The following is a 14,889-nucleotide window of genomic DNA, read 5'->3' as shown; positions in this document are numbered from 1 at the left end:
CCTGAGCCCTGAGCCTCGAGCCCGGCGAAGTCGCCGGAAACCTGCGAATTCGCCGGAATTTTCCGGCGAACGGGCAGCTTTCCGGCGACTTCGGCCGTGCGCGCCAAAATCGTGCAACGCTTGGTGCATGGACTTGGAGGTATCGCCCGCGCTCACGATTCCCGCGTCGGAACTCGGCTGGCGGTTCTCGCGTTCGTCCGGGCCGGGCGGCCAGCACGTCAACACCACGGACAGCCGGGCCGAGCTCTCGTGGAACGTGGCCAGCTCGGCGGTTCTTTCGGAGAGCCAGCGGCTGATGCTGATCGCCCGCCTCGGACCACGCCTGATCGCCGGGGTGATCACCGTGACCGCCTCGGAGCGGCGTTCCCAGCTACGGAACCGCGAGCTCGCCCTGGCCAAGCTCGCGGACCTCGTGGCAGAAGGCCTTGGTCCCGGAGCCGCCCCACGCCGGCCTACCAAGCCCACCCGGGGCTCGAACCGCCGGCGCCTCGCCGCCAAGGAACAGCGGTCGGCGACGAAGCGGCAACGGCAGCGGCCCATCGCCGAGTAGCGCCGCCCAGAAATTTTGGGCGGGCCCGCATCCGGTCACCGGAAGGCGCGTTGGACGACGACGACGGCGGGGCCTCCCTCCGCCGTCGTCCCTGATCCGGGCGTCTCCTGTCCGGGCGCGGCGTCGGTGGGCACCACCAGGGCGTCGCTCCTCAGTGGCCCAGCCGGGCTGCGAAGCGGGCGATGGCGTCTTCCGGGGTTGGCACGGGACCGAAAACCTCTGCCTGGCGGCTCGTATTCGCCACGTAGCGTCCGGTATCGAACCAGGCCGCCATGGCTCCCATGTCGCTCATGAGCGGGGCGGACTTTCCCGCAACCTTGCCCACGGTGCGAAGCACTCCGGCGGGCATGGACAGGACCCTGATCTTCTTGTCCGCCCGTTTGGACGCCAGGGCGGCGCCTTCCCGCATGCTGATCGGGCGAGTCCAGCCGATATCGATGCGCTCCCCATCGGCGACGTGCGCGTCGACGGCCGCGGCGAGGTAAGCCGCGAGGTCGCTGGCCAGCACGAACGTCAGCGGGACGTTTTTGGAGCCGAGCCAGATGATGCGGCCCTTCTCGAACGGGTCACCGCCCATCAGGGCGACCTGGTCGAAAAATGCTCCCGGCCGCAGCGCGACGAAGGGGACCCCGAGTTCTTCGAGTTTGTCCTCGGTGAGCTTCTTGTGCCAGAAATGCGGCACGCCGGGTGTCTGGTCACTGGTGAGGATGCTGGTGAGCACGAAGCGCGGCACCCCGGCTTTGCTGGCGGCGAGGGCGAGATTGGTGTTGCCACGCGTGTCGATCTCGTGGGCGTTCTTGTTCTTCCCGGTGTAGCCGGCCGCCGTCGTGATGACCGCGGCGGTGCCGGTCATGGCGGAGACGAGCGATTCGAGGTCGAGCATGTCGCCGCGGGCTATCTCGACGCCTTTGGCCTGGAGTTTTCCTGCGTCCGAGGCCGGGCGGACGAGCGCGCGCACTTTCTTGCCGTTGGCGAGAAGCCGGTCGACCACCTGGCCGCCGAGATGTCCCGTTGCGCCGACCACCAGGACAGGTTCCTGTTCAGACATTGGTGCTCCTAGCTACTCTCTTCGCGGAAAGACCCAGCTAAGAGCAGGGTAGTCCGTGCCGCCGAAGAAGCTAGGGGGCAGCCTTTGATCGGTGAGCACGGCGGAGCCGGCCACGCCGGTCCCGCCGTGCGAAGACGGTCCTAATACTCGATCGGCTCGGACCGGCCCGTGCGCAGGGAGCGTGTGGCGGCCTCCGCGATGGCCTGGGCCCTGAGCCCGTCATCGAGCGACGGCGCCAGGGCAGTTCCGCCCGCTACCGCGGCAACGAAGTGGTCCAGGGCCGCCGCGTAGGTGGGCTGGACGCGCTCGAACCACCCGGGGTGCAGCCCGTCGTCCACCACCTGGCCGGCGCTGTAGCGTGACACGGCTCCGGTGCGGCGGCGGCCGGCCTCGACCAGGCCGGCGGAACCCATGACCTCGATCCGCTCGTCGTAGCCGTAGCCCGTGCGCCGGGCGCTGTCGATCTGGACCAGCGCCCCGGTGGGCAGCCGCAGCGTGACCGCGGAGGTGTCCACGTCGTCGTACTCGGCCAGGCGGGGATCGGCCAGGGCGGATCCCACAGCGAAGACTTCCACCGGGTCCAGCCCGGTAAGCCAGCGGGCGAGGTCGAAGAAGTGCACGGTCTGGTCCCGCATCTGGCCGCCGGAGGTGGCGATGTAGGACAGCGGCGGGATGGACGGCCCGCGGGTGGTGAGCTGGAGGAGTTCGACGTCGCCGATCCCGCCGGCGTCGATGATCCGCTTGAGTTCGGCATAGTCGCGGTCGAAGCGGCGGTTGAAGTCGACCATGACCGGCACGGCGCGCCCGGCGGCGTGGGCGGCCGCCTCTCGGGCCCGGTCAAGGTCCAGGTCAATCGGTTTTTCGCACAGCACGGCCAGACCGGCGTCGGCGGCGCGGACCAGGTGCTGGGCGTGGGTGTCAGTTGAGGAGGCGATGAACACCGCGTCAATGTGTTCGGGATCGAACACCTCGTCCAGGTCCGCGGCGGCGCGGGCTCCGTGCGTGTAGGCCAGGGTCTTGGCCCGGTTTTGGTCGATGTCATAGACCCGGGAAAAGTCGACGCCGGGATGGGCGGCGAGGTTGGCGGCGTGGACGGAGCCGATGAAACCGGCCCCAAGGAGGGCGAAGCGCAGCATGTCAGCGTCCTGTCTCGTGGAGTTCGTAGAGGGCCGACTTCGGCGTGATCCAGCCGGCGTCGTTGGTGTGCGAGGCGGCCACCGCTTCGACGAACTGGACGCCGATTAGGCCGTCGCGGCCGGTGGGGAAGCTCAGTTCGCGGGGCGAGAGTCTTGTGCCGTCGCGGCGGGCGAGGAGCACCTCGGCGAGGTCGACATAGAAGTTGGCGAAGGCCTCGAGGAAGCCCTCGGGGTGGCCCAGGCCCACCCGGGTGAGGCGTGTGGCGTCCTCGGAGAGCGTGCTGAGCCCCTGGGTGAGGATGGTGGTGGTGCCGTCGAGGTCCTGCAGCGTGAGGTGGTGCGGGTCCTCGTGCTGCCACTCGAGGCTGCCCTTTTCGCCGAAGACCCGGATGCGCAGGCCGTGGTTGTGGCCGGTGGCGGCCATGCTGGCCCACAGCCGTGCCGGGACGCCGCCGGAGAGGTCCATTTCCACCGTGGCGTGGTCGAAGACGCGGCGCTGGGGCACGAGGGTTTTCAGCCGTGCGGAGAGCCGCTCGGCGTCGAGCCCGGTGATGTAGCGCAGCAGGTGGTAGGCGTGGGTGCCGAGGTCACCTACCACGCTGGGGAAGCCGGCGACGTCGGGATCGGTGCGCCAGGACGCCTGCTTGTGCCCCAGCAGTTCCAGCGGCGTCGCGGCCCAGCCGGAGGCGTGTTCGACGTCGACAAACGTGACCGCGCCGAGCCGGCCGTCGCGCACCAGCCGGGCCGCGTGCCGGACCATGGCGTAGGCGGAGTAGCAGTGCGGGACGGCGAGCACGGCGTCGTGCTCAGCGGCGATCCGCACCAGTTCCGCGGCGGTGGCGGAATCCTGCGTCAGGGGTTTTTCGCAGACCACCGAGATCCCGGCTTCCAGGAAGGCGCGGGCGATCTCAAAGTGGCTGTCGTTGGGGGTGGCTACGGCCACGACGTCGACGCCATCCCCGCGGGCTGTCTCGGCCCGCGCCATCTCGCCGTAGCTGGCGTAGGCGCGGTCTTCCGGAATGCCTAATTCCGCGGCGAGGGCGGCCGAGCGGCCGCGGTCCCGGCCGAACACGCCGGCCAGGAGCTCGAACTGCCCGTCCAGCCGCATCGCGTACCGATGCGTCTTGCCGATGTCGGCGCCCGCGCCGCCGCCGACCATCCCGGCGATGAGCCGCCCGGACTTTGGTGCACTCATAACTATTCCTCACTGCTGGACATCTGCTTGGATGACTACTTGGACAAAGACTTGGACCGGTCCATAATGGACGGTGTCGGGATCCCTCGTCAACCCCTTATGCTGGGACGGCATCCACAGGAGGAGCGTCATGAACCACCCGCCGGCCCCCGGCCCACCGCCCCGCCGGCCCACAATCCGCGACGTCGCCGAGCGCGCCGGAGTGTCCAAGTCCCTCGTTTCCCTGGTGCTTGGCGGGTCCTCCAACGTCGGCGCCGGACGCCGCCAGGCCGTCCTGGACGCGATGGCCGAACTCGACTACAAGCCCAACCAGCTGGCCCGCGGGCTGTCCAGCCCGCGCAGCGGGACCGTCGGCGTGCTGCTGAACGACCTCCGGAATCCCTGGTTTGTCGAACTCCTCGAGGGCCTGAGCGCGACGCTGCACGCGGCGGGCGTCTCCCCCGTCCTCGTCGATTCCTACACCGACCACCGGGTGGGCCGCCGCTCCGTGGACACCCTGCTCGAGCAGCGCATCGACGGCCTCGTCGTCGTCGGCACCACCCCGGAAGAGGCGGCCCTGGAGGCCGCCATCGCCAGCGTGCCGGTGGTCCTGGCCGGCACCCGGGAGCCCGCGCTGCCCGGCGCCGACATCGTGGTGGACGACGACGTCTCCGGCGCCCGCCAGGCCGCCGAGCACCTCATTGCCCTTGGCCACCGGCGCGTCGCCCACCTTCAGGGTCCCGGCGAGATCGGCCGGCTGCGGCGCGAAGGCTACGAGGATGCGATGCGGAACGCCGGGCTTGCCCCGTGGGTGGTGGCCGGCGGAATGAGTGAGGAAAGCGGGTACGACGCCGCGCGCCGCCTGCTCGCGGGACCGCAGCGGCCCACCGCGATCTTTGCCTTCAACGACCTCGCCTGCATCGGCGCGCTCTCGGCCGCCGCCGACCAGGGCCTGTCCGTGCCGGGCGATCTCTCGCTGGTCGGCTACGACAACACGTATCTCGCCCGGATCCGCCACCTGTCCCTGACCTCAGTGGACAACGGCAACTTCGCCGTGGGCCTGCAAGCGGGCAGATTCATCCTGGAACGGCGGGAACACAGGGATCTTCCGCAGCGTCTGCACCTCGTTCCGACGCAACTGGTGGTGCGCGGCTCCAGCGGGCACGCCCCGGCCGGCGCTTAACCCGCCGTCACTTCGCCGGCCGGCATTTAGCCCGCCATCGCTTAACCCGTCCCGCTCCAAAGCTGCCGCCACCAAGACTGCTTCGGTGCCGGCTCGGGCGGGGCAGCGGCGGCCGCGGCAGCCCGGCGCCCCCGCCAGCGGTCCAGTTCGACGTCGACGTCGCGCGTCTTGGTGACCACGGGCGGCCCGCCCTGGAGCTGCCGCCGGGCGTCGATGACCCGGGCGTTGAAGTCCGCCACGATCTCGCGCACCTGCTTTTCGCTGAACTGGGCGTCGAGCCGGGCATCCAGCTCGGCGTCCTCGGTGCGGAGCAGGATCGCTTTCGGGCCCAGGCCGGAGATGTTCTCCCGCTGGATCAGGCCCTTGACCCACCAGTCCGGGTCATACGCCTCGCCCAGGCCCGGAATGGGTTTGCCGGCGTACTTGAGGTTGTCGAACTTGCCCTGTGCCATGGCGTCGCGGATCAGGTATTCGGCCTTGGCGGCGTCGTCGATCCTGGCGCGCTTTTGCCGGAGTTCCTCCTCGGCGGCGTGGACCGCGTCATTCTCCTGGGCAGTGCTGCCCGAGGCCCGCACCGCCCGGAGTTCCGCGGCACGCTCCACCCGGCGCCGGAACGCACTGCTGGAACCACTCACGCCGCTGCTCATCAGCCACCACCGTCCTCGCCCGGAATCGCGGATCTGCCTTTCCAGTATGAGTAACGGCCCGGTGGTGGCAAAAGGCCTGCCCGGAGATTTCGCTCAGGGTTCCCGCACTGGGTCCCGCGCCCAGGCTGGGCAGATCCTTACATGCCCGTAACTCGGTGTTAACCCACCCGTGCGAAGCTGGTGGCTTCGGATAAAACTAAGCATCCTTCCCATCCCTTCTGCACAGCAGGTCCCGAGGAGTTGCAGCCGTGAACAGCCAAAACCAGAGTGCGTCCGGAAGCCCCCAACCCACCAGCCGCGAGGAAGCGCCGCAGGATCAGGGCAGCACGCACGTCACACATGTCCGCGAAGACGTGGCCATGGCGGGATGGTGCGGCAACGTCCACCTGCCCACCGGGCGCACCTGCACGTTGCCCGTGCGCCACCCTGGCTCATGCAATTTCGTCGAGCCCGAGGACGCGGAAAACGCCGCACTGCGCTAGGCAGCAGCGCACCGCAACCGCAGGTTTGCGCAAGGATTCCGGCGGCCCCCCCGGCGTCTGGCCGAGATGGCACTTCGCGGCAATGTTTGTCACGAACATTGCCGCGAAGTGCCCACTCGCCGAGGGACTGCCCGCCGAGTGGGCTGGCCGGTTCAGTCCCCTTCGATGCAGAGGACGAAGCCGGGGAACACGTGCCGGCCGGGACGGCCGCCCACTTCGTCGATGGCCCGGCGGATCTCCCGGAGCTGGTCCACTGTCATCTGCAGTGGTGGTTCCTCGGGCTGGTAGGTGGTGAAGATCGGATAGTCGACGCCGGGCTCCCTCGACATTTCGATGTGGCAGCCCAGGATCTGCGTGACGGGGTGCATGCCACTGAACCGGATCAGCCGGCAGATGGTGCGGCTAAACGCGGACCAGTCCTGGATGTACAGCCGGCCGGGATAGACCGTGTCTCCGGTGAGCAGGAACCCGGTGTGGGGATCGTAGAACGTGACCGCCGCATTGTGGTGCCCCGGGCTGGGCCAGCATTCCAGGACGCGTCCGCCCAGATCCACGTGCGCCGTCTGAACGGCGGCGCCGCCGCCGTCGTCGCTGCTGCCGCCGCCGTCGCCGCTGCTGCCGCCGCCGCCGTCGTCGTCGCTGCTGCCGTCGCCGTCGCCGGAAAACCCGAAGTATTCCCATGCGCTCTCCCGGCCCGCGTCCACCAGAACGGTGTCGGGCCGGCCGGCGAACTGGGCGTCACCGGCAACATGGTCCCCGTGCGGATGCGTATGGAGGACCAGGAGCCGGTATTCGTCGCGGGGATGAGCGGCCAGCCACCGGTCCACCAGGCCGTCGACAACGCGGCGCAGGGGGAAGAAGTCCGCGGACGCGGTGGCGCCGGTGTCGATGAGCACGGCCCGGTCGTTGCCGAACAGCAGGAACATGAACGGCGCCTCGTAGTTGACGGCCATGTTCTGGCGCAGGATGAACGTGTGCTCGTCGCAGGCATGGACCTGGATGTCCGGGTCGGTATTGTGCTTTGCGGACTCTGATCCGTGGATCCACGCCACGTCCAGATCGGCGGAACGTGGGCTTCCCGTCGTGAAGTCGATCAGCTCCGGGGGCGTGTCCATGCGTTCTCCTGTGTGCGGTGGCATTAGTGGGGGTGCGGCGGAAGTCGGGTTCCGCTACGACGCACCAACACTCCATGATGACCGGTCCCGACGTCGGCGGTGCACGCCACGCGCCGTACCCCGCCTAGGCGGCCATGCTCCGGGCTCGGTCCGGATCCGGAACGGCGGGCTTCAACCTCGGCGTCAGCAAAATGGCTGCCAGGGCCACGACGGCGAGCCCGGCGCAGGCCGCGAAGACTCCCTGGTATCCGAGCGCTGTCATCGATCCGAAGGCGATGATGGGGCCGGACACGATCGCGCCGACGCGCCGGGTGTTCACAAACAGGCCCGAGGCCAGCCCCGGCCGGGGAATGATCTGCTGGAACAGGGTCAGGCCTATCCCGGCGACAATCGCAAAGAACCACGCATTGAGGATCTGGAGGGCGATGAGGCCGATGGGGTCCGCGACGAAGGCCATGGCGGTGTAGTACGCAATCCCGGCTACACAGCCTGAGGTGATCAGCGCCTGGCTGGAGAAACGGGCGCTCAGCCTGCCAATCAGGAGCAGTGCGGGAATCTCCAGGGCCGCAGAGACGCCGAGGGYAACGCCGGCCCAGAGGACGTCGAGCCCGAGCCGGCCAGTCACGAACAGCCCCATGATCGACACCGCGGCGCTGTTGCTTGCCTGCAGGGCGATGAAGGCGAGGACGACGGCGGCGACGCCCGCCCGGGACAGCGCCGGACCGTCGTCGTGGCTGGTCGCGGTTGGCGGGGCGCCGTCCGCGGGCGGTCTCCGGCGGAGCATGGCGGCCGTCGTGCCGATGTTGAGCAGGGCCACAGCGGCGAGGGCGAGCAGGATGGCCCGGTTGCCGAGCGTGCCCATAATAAGCGTCGCCAGCGGCGGCCCGGCCACCCAGGCGACCGAGACCACGGCACGGGTCTTCATGACGTCCGATTGGGGTGCACCGGAATGCTTGAGGTGCGCGAAGAGCAGCGACACACCGACTCCCGCCGGGCCGCCGAGGGCGACCAGGCCGACGACGGCGACCGGCAGCGAGGTGGTTCCGGCGAGCACGCCGGCGAGGGCGAGGGTCAGGGCGGCGCAGACCAGGAGTGGCCGCAGATAGTTGTTCACGCGGTCGGCATAGGCCGGCACCAGCAGGGCCGCGACGAATCCGCCGGCGTTGTACACGGCAAGGACCCACCCCACATCTGCCGGGGTTGCGTCATAGAGCGCCACCAGCAGGAGCGCCAGCGCAGGGTTGAGGAAGGCGAACTGCAGCCCCCAGAGCAGGGCCGCCGACGATACCAGCAGGCGCGGCCGCCGCACGGCCCGCGTTGTTTCCCTGGGATGGCCGGCCGCGCTGGGAGCGCCCGTTCGCCGCTGACGCGTGTGCATGTAGTGGTCTCCTGTCAGGTCGCCGGTGCCGGAGGTGGTGCCCGTGCCGGTCCCGAGTGCTAAATGCCCGCCCTCGGCGTCGCCGCACCGCAGACGTGGCGTCGGCGCAGGCGTCGGCGTGGGCTTGGGCGTGGGCGTGGGCGTCGGCCCACTGGCCACGCCCACGTCCTCTAGGCTAAGCGCGACCGCGACGGCCCGGGAGTGACTGTCAGTACCCCTGTTGACCGGCACCGCCAAAACCCCGTCGATTGCTCCAAAGGTGCCGTTCTGACCGGCCAAAACGGCACCTATGGAGCAATGGATGGGGTGGTGTTGGCGACTGTTCCGCCGCGGCGGCATAGGATGTGCTCACATCAGGTCGAGGTTGGGGGAACCACGATGGCACTCGGAAACAAACGTCGCCGCCCGTGGGCGGCGGTGCTCGCGCTGGGCCTGCTCACTGCGTGCGCTCCGTTCTCGCCTGCCGGTGGTCCCTTCGCACGGTCCATGCCGGCGTCGCCCGGGCCGGCCGCCGGTATTGAAGCCAGCCGGGACGCCGCGGCCCCGGACGGCGGCAGCCCACCGTCGGCTCCCGCGAAAGCGGCCCGCCTGTTCTCCCAGGCTGAGGTGGAGTCCCTGGCCGGCGTCGTGGCAGGGCCCGGCGGAGTTACCGGCGAGGTCCTGACCGGCGGTCCGTTATGGGACGAAAACCAATCCCTGCACTTCGGCGCGGGGTCGGCGCAGGTGAGCCCGGCCAAGTGCTCGGGAGTGCTGGCGTGGGCCATGCTGATGTCCGGGGAATTGCCGGCGGCAGGGACTTTCAGCGGAACCGACGCCGAGCCGGTGTTCGTCGCGGTGACCGCGGACCGTGATGCGGTGCTCGCGCTGGCGTTCTCCTCCGTGAGGAAACTGCCGGACTGTTCCCCCGCCAGACTGACGATGGAGAACGGTACGTTCACGGCGACCTACCAGCGGGCCTCGGCGTTTACCGAGGCTGACCAAAGCTACGCCGTGATCGCCACCATCTTCCTCAAGGGTCGACCCCCTGCCCACTTCCTCCGCGTGGCGGCCAAGAACGGGACCTTGTTTGTCCAGGCAACGATGCCCCTGGCCGACCCTGCCAACTACCGCACCGAGGCGGACTTCCTCACCCTCTACATCAACCAGGTGGTGCGCGGCGAGCAGCAACTCCTGGACGGGGCCAGCCCCAGTCCAGGCCCCGGCCCGGAGCCCTGGCAGGAACCGCCCGGGGATATCGAAAGCTCCTGACCCCGGCAAAGACCCCATCGATTGCTCCGCAGACGCCCTTTTGAGGAGCCATAACGGCACTTATGGAGCAATGGATGGGGTTTCGTCCGCCGCCAGTGCCGCGGCAAACACGGTGACGTCGGCGGCCGCGGCGCTGTTGTCGAACTCAAGGTGCCGGCTCGCCGCCACGTAGCGCGCACTTGGGGGCCGGCGTGCCTTGGTCCGCAGACCTAAAACGGGCCGCGTAACTTAGGAGCTTTTCCATATTTTTGGCGGTGGGCGCTGGATAGCATGGGGTGTCCGGACAGTGGAGTCCGGGCGGGTGCCGATGTCAGAAGGAAGCCCATGGCCGCAGCTACAGTGGATGACATCCTCGCGGATCTCCCGCTCGGTTTCGCCAGCCTTATTCTCCGGCCGGACCGCACGGACGCGGCGATCGAACGCTTCCTGATCGTTGACGCCGACGACGAGACCTCCGACGGCGGGTCCGCGTTCGTCCTGCTGATTGGCGTCCGCGGACGCTCTGCCTTGCCGGCAGTGCGGCGGCTCCTCAAAAACCCTCCCCTGGTCCTGGCCGTCAAGGGCAGCCAGGAGGAACTGGCCGAGGCCGAAGAGCTGCTTCGCGCCGCCGGGACCGGGCTGCTGCTGGTGGACCCGGCGGCTGACTGGGACCGGCTGCTGTCCATCGCCAAGGACCGGATCCAGCCGCGCAGCTACCAGAGCGAAGTCCTGACCCTGCTCGAAGAAGACCTCTTCGCCATCGCCCAGACCACTGCCCGGCTGACCTCCAGCCACGTGGTGATCGAGGACGCCGCCAACAAGGTCCTTGCGTACTCCACGGTCACCAACGCCATCGACGAGCTCCGCAAGGCCTCGATCCTGGCGCGGCGGGGTCCGCGCAAGTACGAACTCCTACTCAAGGACCTCGGCGCCTACCGCGAGTTGCATCGCACTCGCCTGCCGGTCCGGGTTCCCGCCCGGCCCCAGGACGGACTGCGGGAGCGGGTCGCCATCAGCCTGTTCGCCGGCGAGCGCATCATGGGCTACATCTGGCTTCAGGAAACCGGTGCCGGCTTCGGCGACGACGTCGACTACGTGCTCACCGGCTCCGCCGCACGGGCGTCCGCCGAGCTGATCCGGTACCGGAACCAGCAGTCTGTGCATATGCGCGAGGACCGGATTGCGCGGCTGTTGTCGGGTCCGGCGGAAGCAGCGGCGAGCGCGCACAGCGAGAAGATCCCCGCAGACCGTCCCGCGGCCCTGATCCTGATTGGCTTGTCGGCCGCCGAAGCCCAAATGGACGATGCCGCGCTCAAACACGGCGAGCTGGCCAACCTCGCGTCCATCCATGCGGCCGCCTACAAGCCCTCGGCCATTGTGGGACAGTTTCACGGCGACACCGCAGTGATCCTTCCAGGGCTCCAGTCCGCCAACGCAGGGGCCGGGCTGCGGAGCCTGGCCGAGGCAATCGTCAAAGACGCCGGCAAGCACCTCGGCATCAGTCCCTACGCCGCCGTCGGACCCACGGTTCCTGATCTGGTCTCGATCCATTCCGTGACCGGAATATCCGAAGCACTGCTGGGCTGCATGCGCCGCTCCGCCGGGGCCTCGGTGGCCACCGTGGACGACTTCGAAGCCGAGATCCTCTTCCACGACGCCGTGGAGAACTTTACGACGGCGGCCTTCCGGCATCGCAGCCTCTGGGCCCTGCTCCGCGACGACGCGGAACTGGCCGAGACCCTCCGCGCATTCTTTGACGCCTCCCTGGACGTGGCCGATTGCGCCAAGCGGATGCAGCTGCATAAGAACACCGTCTACTACAGGATCGGCAAGGCCAGCCGGATCACCGGACTGGACTTCGGCAATCCCCGCCATTCACTGGTCGCGCACCTGCATGTGCAGGAGTGGACCGACTCCCTCCGAACCACGAAACCCGCCCCCATCAAGGAACTGGAAGCCCGATGACCCGCCGAAACCCACCGAGCACCCTCACCCCGCCGTCGGAAAGCCAGACCGCAGACGGCTGCGAGGACGGCTGCTTCTTCTGCACCGGACCGGAAACGGACTAGGCAGCCCGGCCCAGCCCCGGGGTCCGGGCCCGGTCGCCCTTCTCAAATACCCTCCGCCGCACCGGCGGAACTGCCCCATTCCAACCACCAGAAACAGTAGTGATGACAACGGAGTCCACATCCACCATGACCGTAACTGACACGCAGCCGTTCGACGGCGACCTTCTCAACCAGGCTCCGGCCACCGTTCCGGGAACCCCTGCCCTCGGCAGGACCCTCAAGTCCGCGGGCCACGTGATTGTCGATTCGCTCGTGGCGCACGGGGTCGAGCGCACCTTCGTTGTGCCGGGGGAAAGCTTCCTGGACGTCCTCGACGGGCTGCACGGCTCTGAGATCGAGACCGTGGTCTGCCGGCACGAGGGCGGCGCCGCCTACATGGCCGAGGCCGACGGCAAGCTGAACCAGCGCCCCGGCGTCGCCATGGTCACCCGCGGCCCCGGGGCGGCGAACGCACACGTGGGCCTGCACACCGCATGGCAGGATTCCACGCCCATGCTGCTCTTTGTCGGACTGATTCCGTTCGCGCACCGTGACCGCGAGGCGTTCCAGGAGTTCGACATCAAGGCGTGGTTCGACACCGGAGCCAAGCGCGTGATGGTCCTGGACCATCCCGAGCGGGCCTCCGAAATCGTGGCGGAGGCAATGTTCGCGGCCATGAGCGGCCGTCCCGGCCCTGTGGTGGTGGGCCTGCCGGAGGACATCATCCGGGTCGAGATTGATCCGGCCCTGCACCCGGCCATCCCGGTGGCGGCGGGCGGCATGAGCAGCACCGATGCCGGTGCCCTGACCGAAGCCCTGGCGCAGTCCAAGAAGCCGCTCTTTGTCACCGGCGGGAACGACTGGAACCAGGAAGCGGCCTCGGAGCTCACCGGGTGGCTCGAAAAGCACAACATCCCGGCCGCGGCGGAATGGCGCACGCAGGGGACGGTCTCCTTCGACTCCCCCAGCTACGTGGGGCCGATCGGCTACGGCCGGCCCCGCCCCACCTATGACCTCCTGGAGGAAACCGACCTGCTCGTCTTCGTCGGGACGGTCCCGGGGGACGTGATCACGGACGGCTTTCTCTGCCGGCAGGACTGGAACAAGAAGAACTTCCTGGTCACCATCGATCCCTCGCTGCGCGGCCGCTCCGGCCCGGTCTCCCGCCAGATCCTGGCCAAGCCGGAGGCCTTCGTCCGGGACCTGGTCAACATCGACCTCCCGGTCAAGGAGGAATGGAAGGCGTGGACGGCCCGGATGCGCGCCGAGCAGCAGTCCTTCGCCAGCCTGCCGCCGTCGGCCCCCGGCAACGGGCCCGCGAAGATGGACACCCTGATGGCGAACCTGGTTCCGCTGCTGCCGGAGGACGCGCTGGTGACCTTCGGGGCCGGTGAACACACCAATTGGGCGCACCGGTACTTCCCCACCCGGCGCTACGCCTCGATGATCAGTGCCCGGAACGGCTCCATGGGTTACTCGGTGCCCTCGGCCATTGCCGCCTCGCTGGCCAGCCCGGAACGCCGGGTGGTCACCATCGCCGGCGACGGGGAATTCCTGATGAACGGCCAGGAGCTCGCCACGGCCGCGCAGTACGGGGCGACGCCGCTGATCATCGTGATGGACAACCAGGAATACGGCACCATCCGCACCCACCAGGAGCGGCACTACCCGGACCGGGTATCGGGCACGCAGCTGAAGAACCCCGACTTCGGCCTGATGGCACAGGCCTTCGGCGGCTTCGGCATCACCGTCACCCAGGACCAGGACGTGCCGGCCGCCCTCGAGGCAGCGTTGGCCGCCATTGACCGGGACCGGGTGTTCGCCCTGATCCACCTCGTCGTCGAACAGCGGGTCAAGGCCTACTAGGGGCGCGGCCCGCCCCGAAGTCGCCGGAATCCTGCGGGATCGCCGGAACATGACGGCGAGCCGGCACGCTTCCGGCGACTTCGACGACGGCGGGAGCCTCCCGCCGTCGTCGTCCGCCGTCCTTCGCCAGCGGTCCTCAGCTCTACTTCGCCAGCGGCGCGCGGGCGGCCGTCCTCAGGCGGCGGCGCTCCCCGGCAAGATCCGGGCGGAACCTACTCGCCCCTCTGGCCGTCCACTGCTTCGCGGAGGAGGTCGGCGTGGCCGTTGTGCCGGGCGTACTCCTCGATCATGTGGCACACGATCCAGCGCAGGCTCGGCGCTGAGCCATCTGGCCACGGGCGCCTAGCCAGCTGGTCGAGGCCGCCCTCCGCCAGTGCCTCCGCGACACTGGCCCGGGACCGGTCCACGGCGTCCTGCCACAGGGTGCGCAGCTGGTCCGGGGTGTCCTCCGCCGCGGAGTCCCACTCCCAGTCCGGGGTGGCCTTCCAGTCCACGGTGTCGAACGGCGCCTCCCGATCCCGTGCGTGCAGGGAACGGGAAAACCACTCGCTCTCCACATAGGCCATGTGCTTCAGCAGTCCGCCCAGCGTCATCGATGAGGCAGCCGTGGTCGCCCCGAGCCCGGCCGCGTCCAGCCCGGCGCTCTTCCACGCCAGCGTGGCCCGCTGAAAGTCCAGGAAACCCAGGAGGGTCGCGGCTTCGTCGGCTGCAAGGGGAGGCTCGGGGCGGCCCTGATCGTCCACAATTGTCATGCGCGTGAGTCTAGCGGCGCGGCTTTCCTCGGCCTCGTGGCGCGCCGAGCTAGTCCACTTGTCCTCCCGTCCGCGGCCTGCCCCACCCGCTTCGGCATCGAACTCGCCGGAAACTCTCCGCGTCGCCGGAAAAGCCCTGTGTGTCAGGCTGTTGTGTGACAGGTTCCCTGTTGCTGGAGCCGGTGCAGTGCGGGGGAAGGTCCATCATGGATTTCGTTATGCCTGTTCGTGTTTCGAACCGGAAGCACTTCACTACCGACCAGAAGCACGCGATTCTGGATGA

Annotated in this window: 13 protein-coding genes; 6 read left to right on the top strand and 7 right to left on the bottom strand. The window is 68.9% G+C overall.

All coding sequences use genetic code 11. From position 1 onward, the window contains the following. Positions 1-127 precede the first annotated feature (127 nt). Entirely contained in the window at positions 128-550 is a 423-nt protein-coding gene (gene arfB, locus AB4089_RS21490) for an alternative ribosome rescue aminoacyl-tRNA hydrolase ArfB (RefSeq protein ID WP_441411302.1), read from the top strand. A gap of 151 nt (positions 551-701) precedes the next feature. On the opposite strand, the gene AB4089_RS21485 is transcribed toward arfB, so the two are convergent. The 3 genes from AB4089_RS21485 to AB4089_RS21475 form a co-directional block, all read right to left on the bottom strand. Then, a complete protein-coding gene (locus tag AB4089_RS21485) occupies positions 702-1,598 on the bottom strand; it encodes an SDR family oxidoreductase (RefSeq protein ID WP_441411301.1) in 897 nt (298 codons plus the stop codon). Between the two features lie 140 nt (positions 1,599-1,738). After that, on the bottom strand, positions 1,739-2,734 hold the full coding sequence (locus tag AB4089_RS21480) for a Gfo/Idh/MocA family oxidoreductase (protein ID WP_441411300.1): 996 nt from the start codon (positions 2,732-2,734) through the stop codon (positions 1,739-1,741). A 1-nt stretch (position 2,735) separates the two neighbouring features. Next, positions 2,736-3,929, bottom strand: a complete 1,194-nt coding sequence (locus AB4089_RS21475; RefSeq protein WP_441411299.1) for a Gfo/Idh/MocA family protein — start codon at positions 3,927-3,929, stop codon at positions 2,736-2,738. Positions 3,930-4,059: 130 nt separating this feature from the next. Between AB4089_RS21475 and AB4089_RS21470 the strand changes: the two genes are divergently transcribed. Then, on the top strand, positions 4,060-5,091 hold the full coding sequence (locus AB4089_RS21470) for a LacI family DNA-binding transcriptional regulator (RefSeq protein ID WP_441411298.1): 1,032 nt from the start codon (positions 4,060-4,062) through the stop codon (positions 5,089-5,091). 41 nt (positions 5,092-5,132) lie between these two features. On the opposite strand, the gene AB4089_RS21465 is transcribed toward AB4089_RS21470, so the two are convergent. Continuing rightward, entirely contained in the window at positions 5,133-5,726 is a 594-nt protein-coding gene (locus AB4089_RS21465; RefSeq protein WP_441411297.1) for a J-domain-containing protein, read from the bottom strand. 260 nt (positions 5,727-5,986) lie between these two features. Between AB4089_RS21465 and AB4089_RS21460 the strand changes: the two genes are divergently transcribed. Next, positions 5,987-6,220, top strand: a complete 234-nt coding sequence (locus AB4089_RS21460) for a hypothetical protein (RefSeq protein ID WP_441411296.1) — start codon at positions 5,987-5,989, stop codon at positions 6,218-6,220. 152 nt (positions 6,221-6,372) lie between these two features. Here the strand turns inward: AB4089_RS21460 and AB4089_RS21455 are convergent, their stop codons facing one another. Together AB4089_RS21455 and AB4089_RS21450 are read right to left on the bottom strand one after the other, a co-directional pair. Further along, complete coding sequence (locus AB4089_RS21455) at positions 6,373-7,335, bottom strand: MBL fold metallo-hydrolase (RefSeq protein ID WP_441411295.1); 963 nt, start codon at positions 7,333-7,335, stop codon at positions 6,373-6,375. 124 nt (positions 7,336-7,459) lie between these two features. After that, positions 7,460-8,872, bottom strand: a complete 1,413-nt coding sequence (locus AB4089_RS21450) for an MFS transporter (RefSeq protein WP_441411294.1) — start codon at positions 8,870-8,872, stop codon at positions 7,460-7,462. A 219-nt stretch (positions 8,873-9,091) separates the two neighbouring features. Between AB4089_RS21450 and AB4089_RS21445 the strand changes: the two genes are divergently transcribed. From AB4089_RS21445 to AB4089_RS21435, 3 genes are all read left to right on the top strand, one after another. Then, positions 9,092-9,961 carry a hypothetical protein gene (locus AB4089_RS21445; protein ID WP_441411293.1) on the top strand — a complete coding sequence of 290 codons (870 nt, stop codon included), beginning with the start codon at positions 9,092-9,094 and terminating at the stop codon, positions 9,959-9,961. 324 nt (positions 9,962-10,285) lie between these two features. Beyond that, complete coding sequence (locus tag AB4089_RS21440; protein WP_441411292.1) at positions 10,286-11,905, top strand: PucR family transcriptional regulator; 1,620 nt, start codon at positions 10,286-10,288, stop codon at positions 11,903-11,905. 230 nt (positions 11,906-12,135) lie between these two features. Next, positions 12,136-13,854 carry a thiamine pyrophosphate-dependent enzyme gene (locus AB4089_RS21435; protein WP_441411291.1) on the top strand — a complete coding sequence of 573 codons (1,719 nt, stop codon included), beginning with the start codon at positions 12,136-12,138 and terminating at the stop codon, positions 13,852-13,854. A 212-nt stretch (positions 13,855-14,066) separates the two neighbouring features. On the opposite strand, the gene AB4089_RS21430 is transcribed toward AB4089_RS21435, so the two are convergent. Then, positions 14,067-14,606, bottom strand: coding sequence for a DinB family protein (locus AB4089_RS21430; protein WP_441411290.1), 540 nt, complete (start codon positions 14,604-14,606; stop codon positions 14,067-14,069). Positions 14,607-14,889 lie beyond the last annotated feature (283 nt).

It is taken from the genome of Arthrobacter sp. 2MCAF15 (assembly GCF_052115605.1).
Classification (GTDB): Bacteria; Actinomycetota; Actinomycetes; order Actinomycetales; family Micrococcaceae; genus Arthrobacter.
This window is presented reverse-complemented; position numbering and strand designations above follow the sequence as displayed.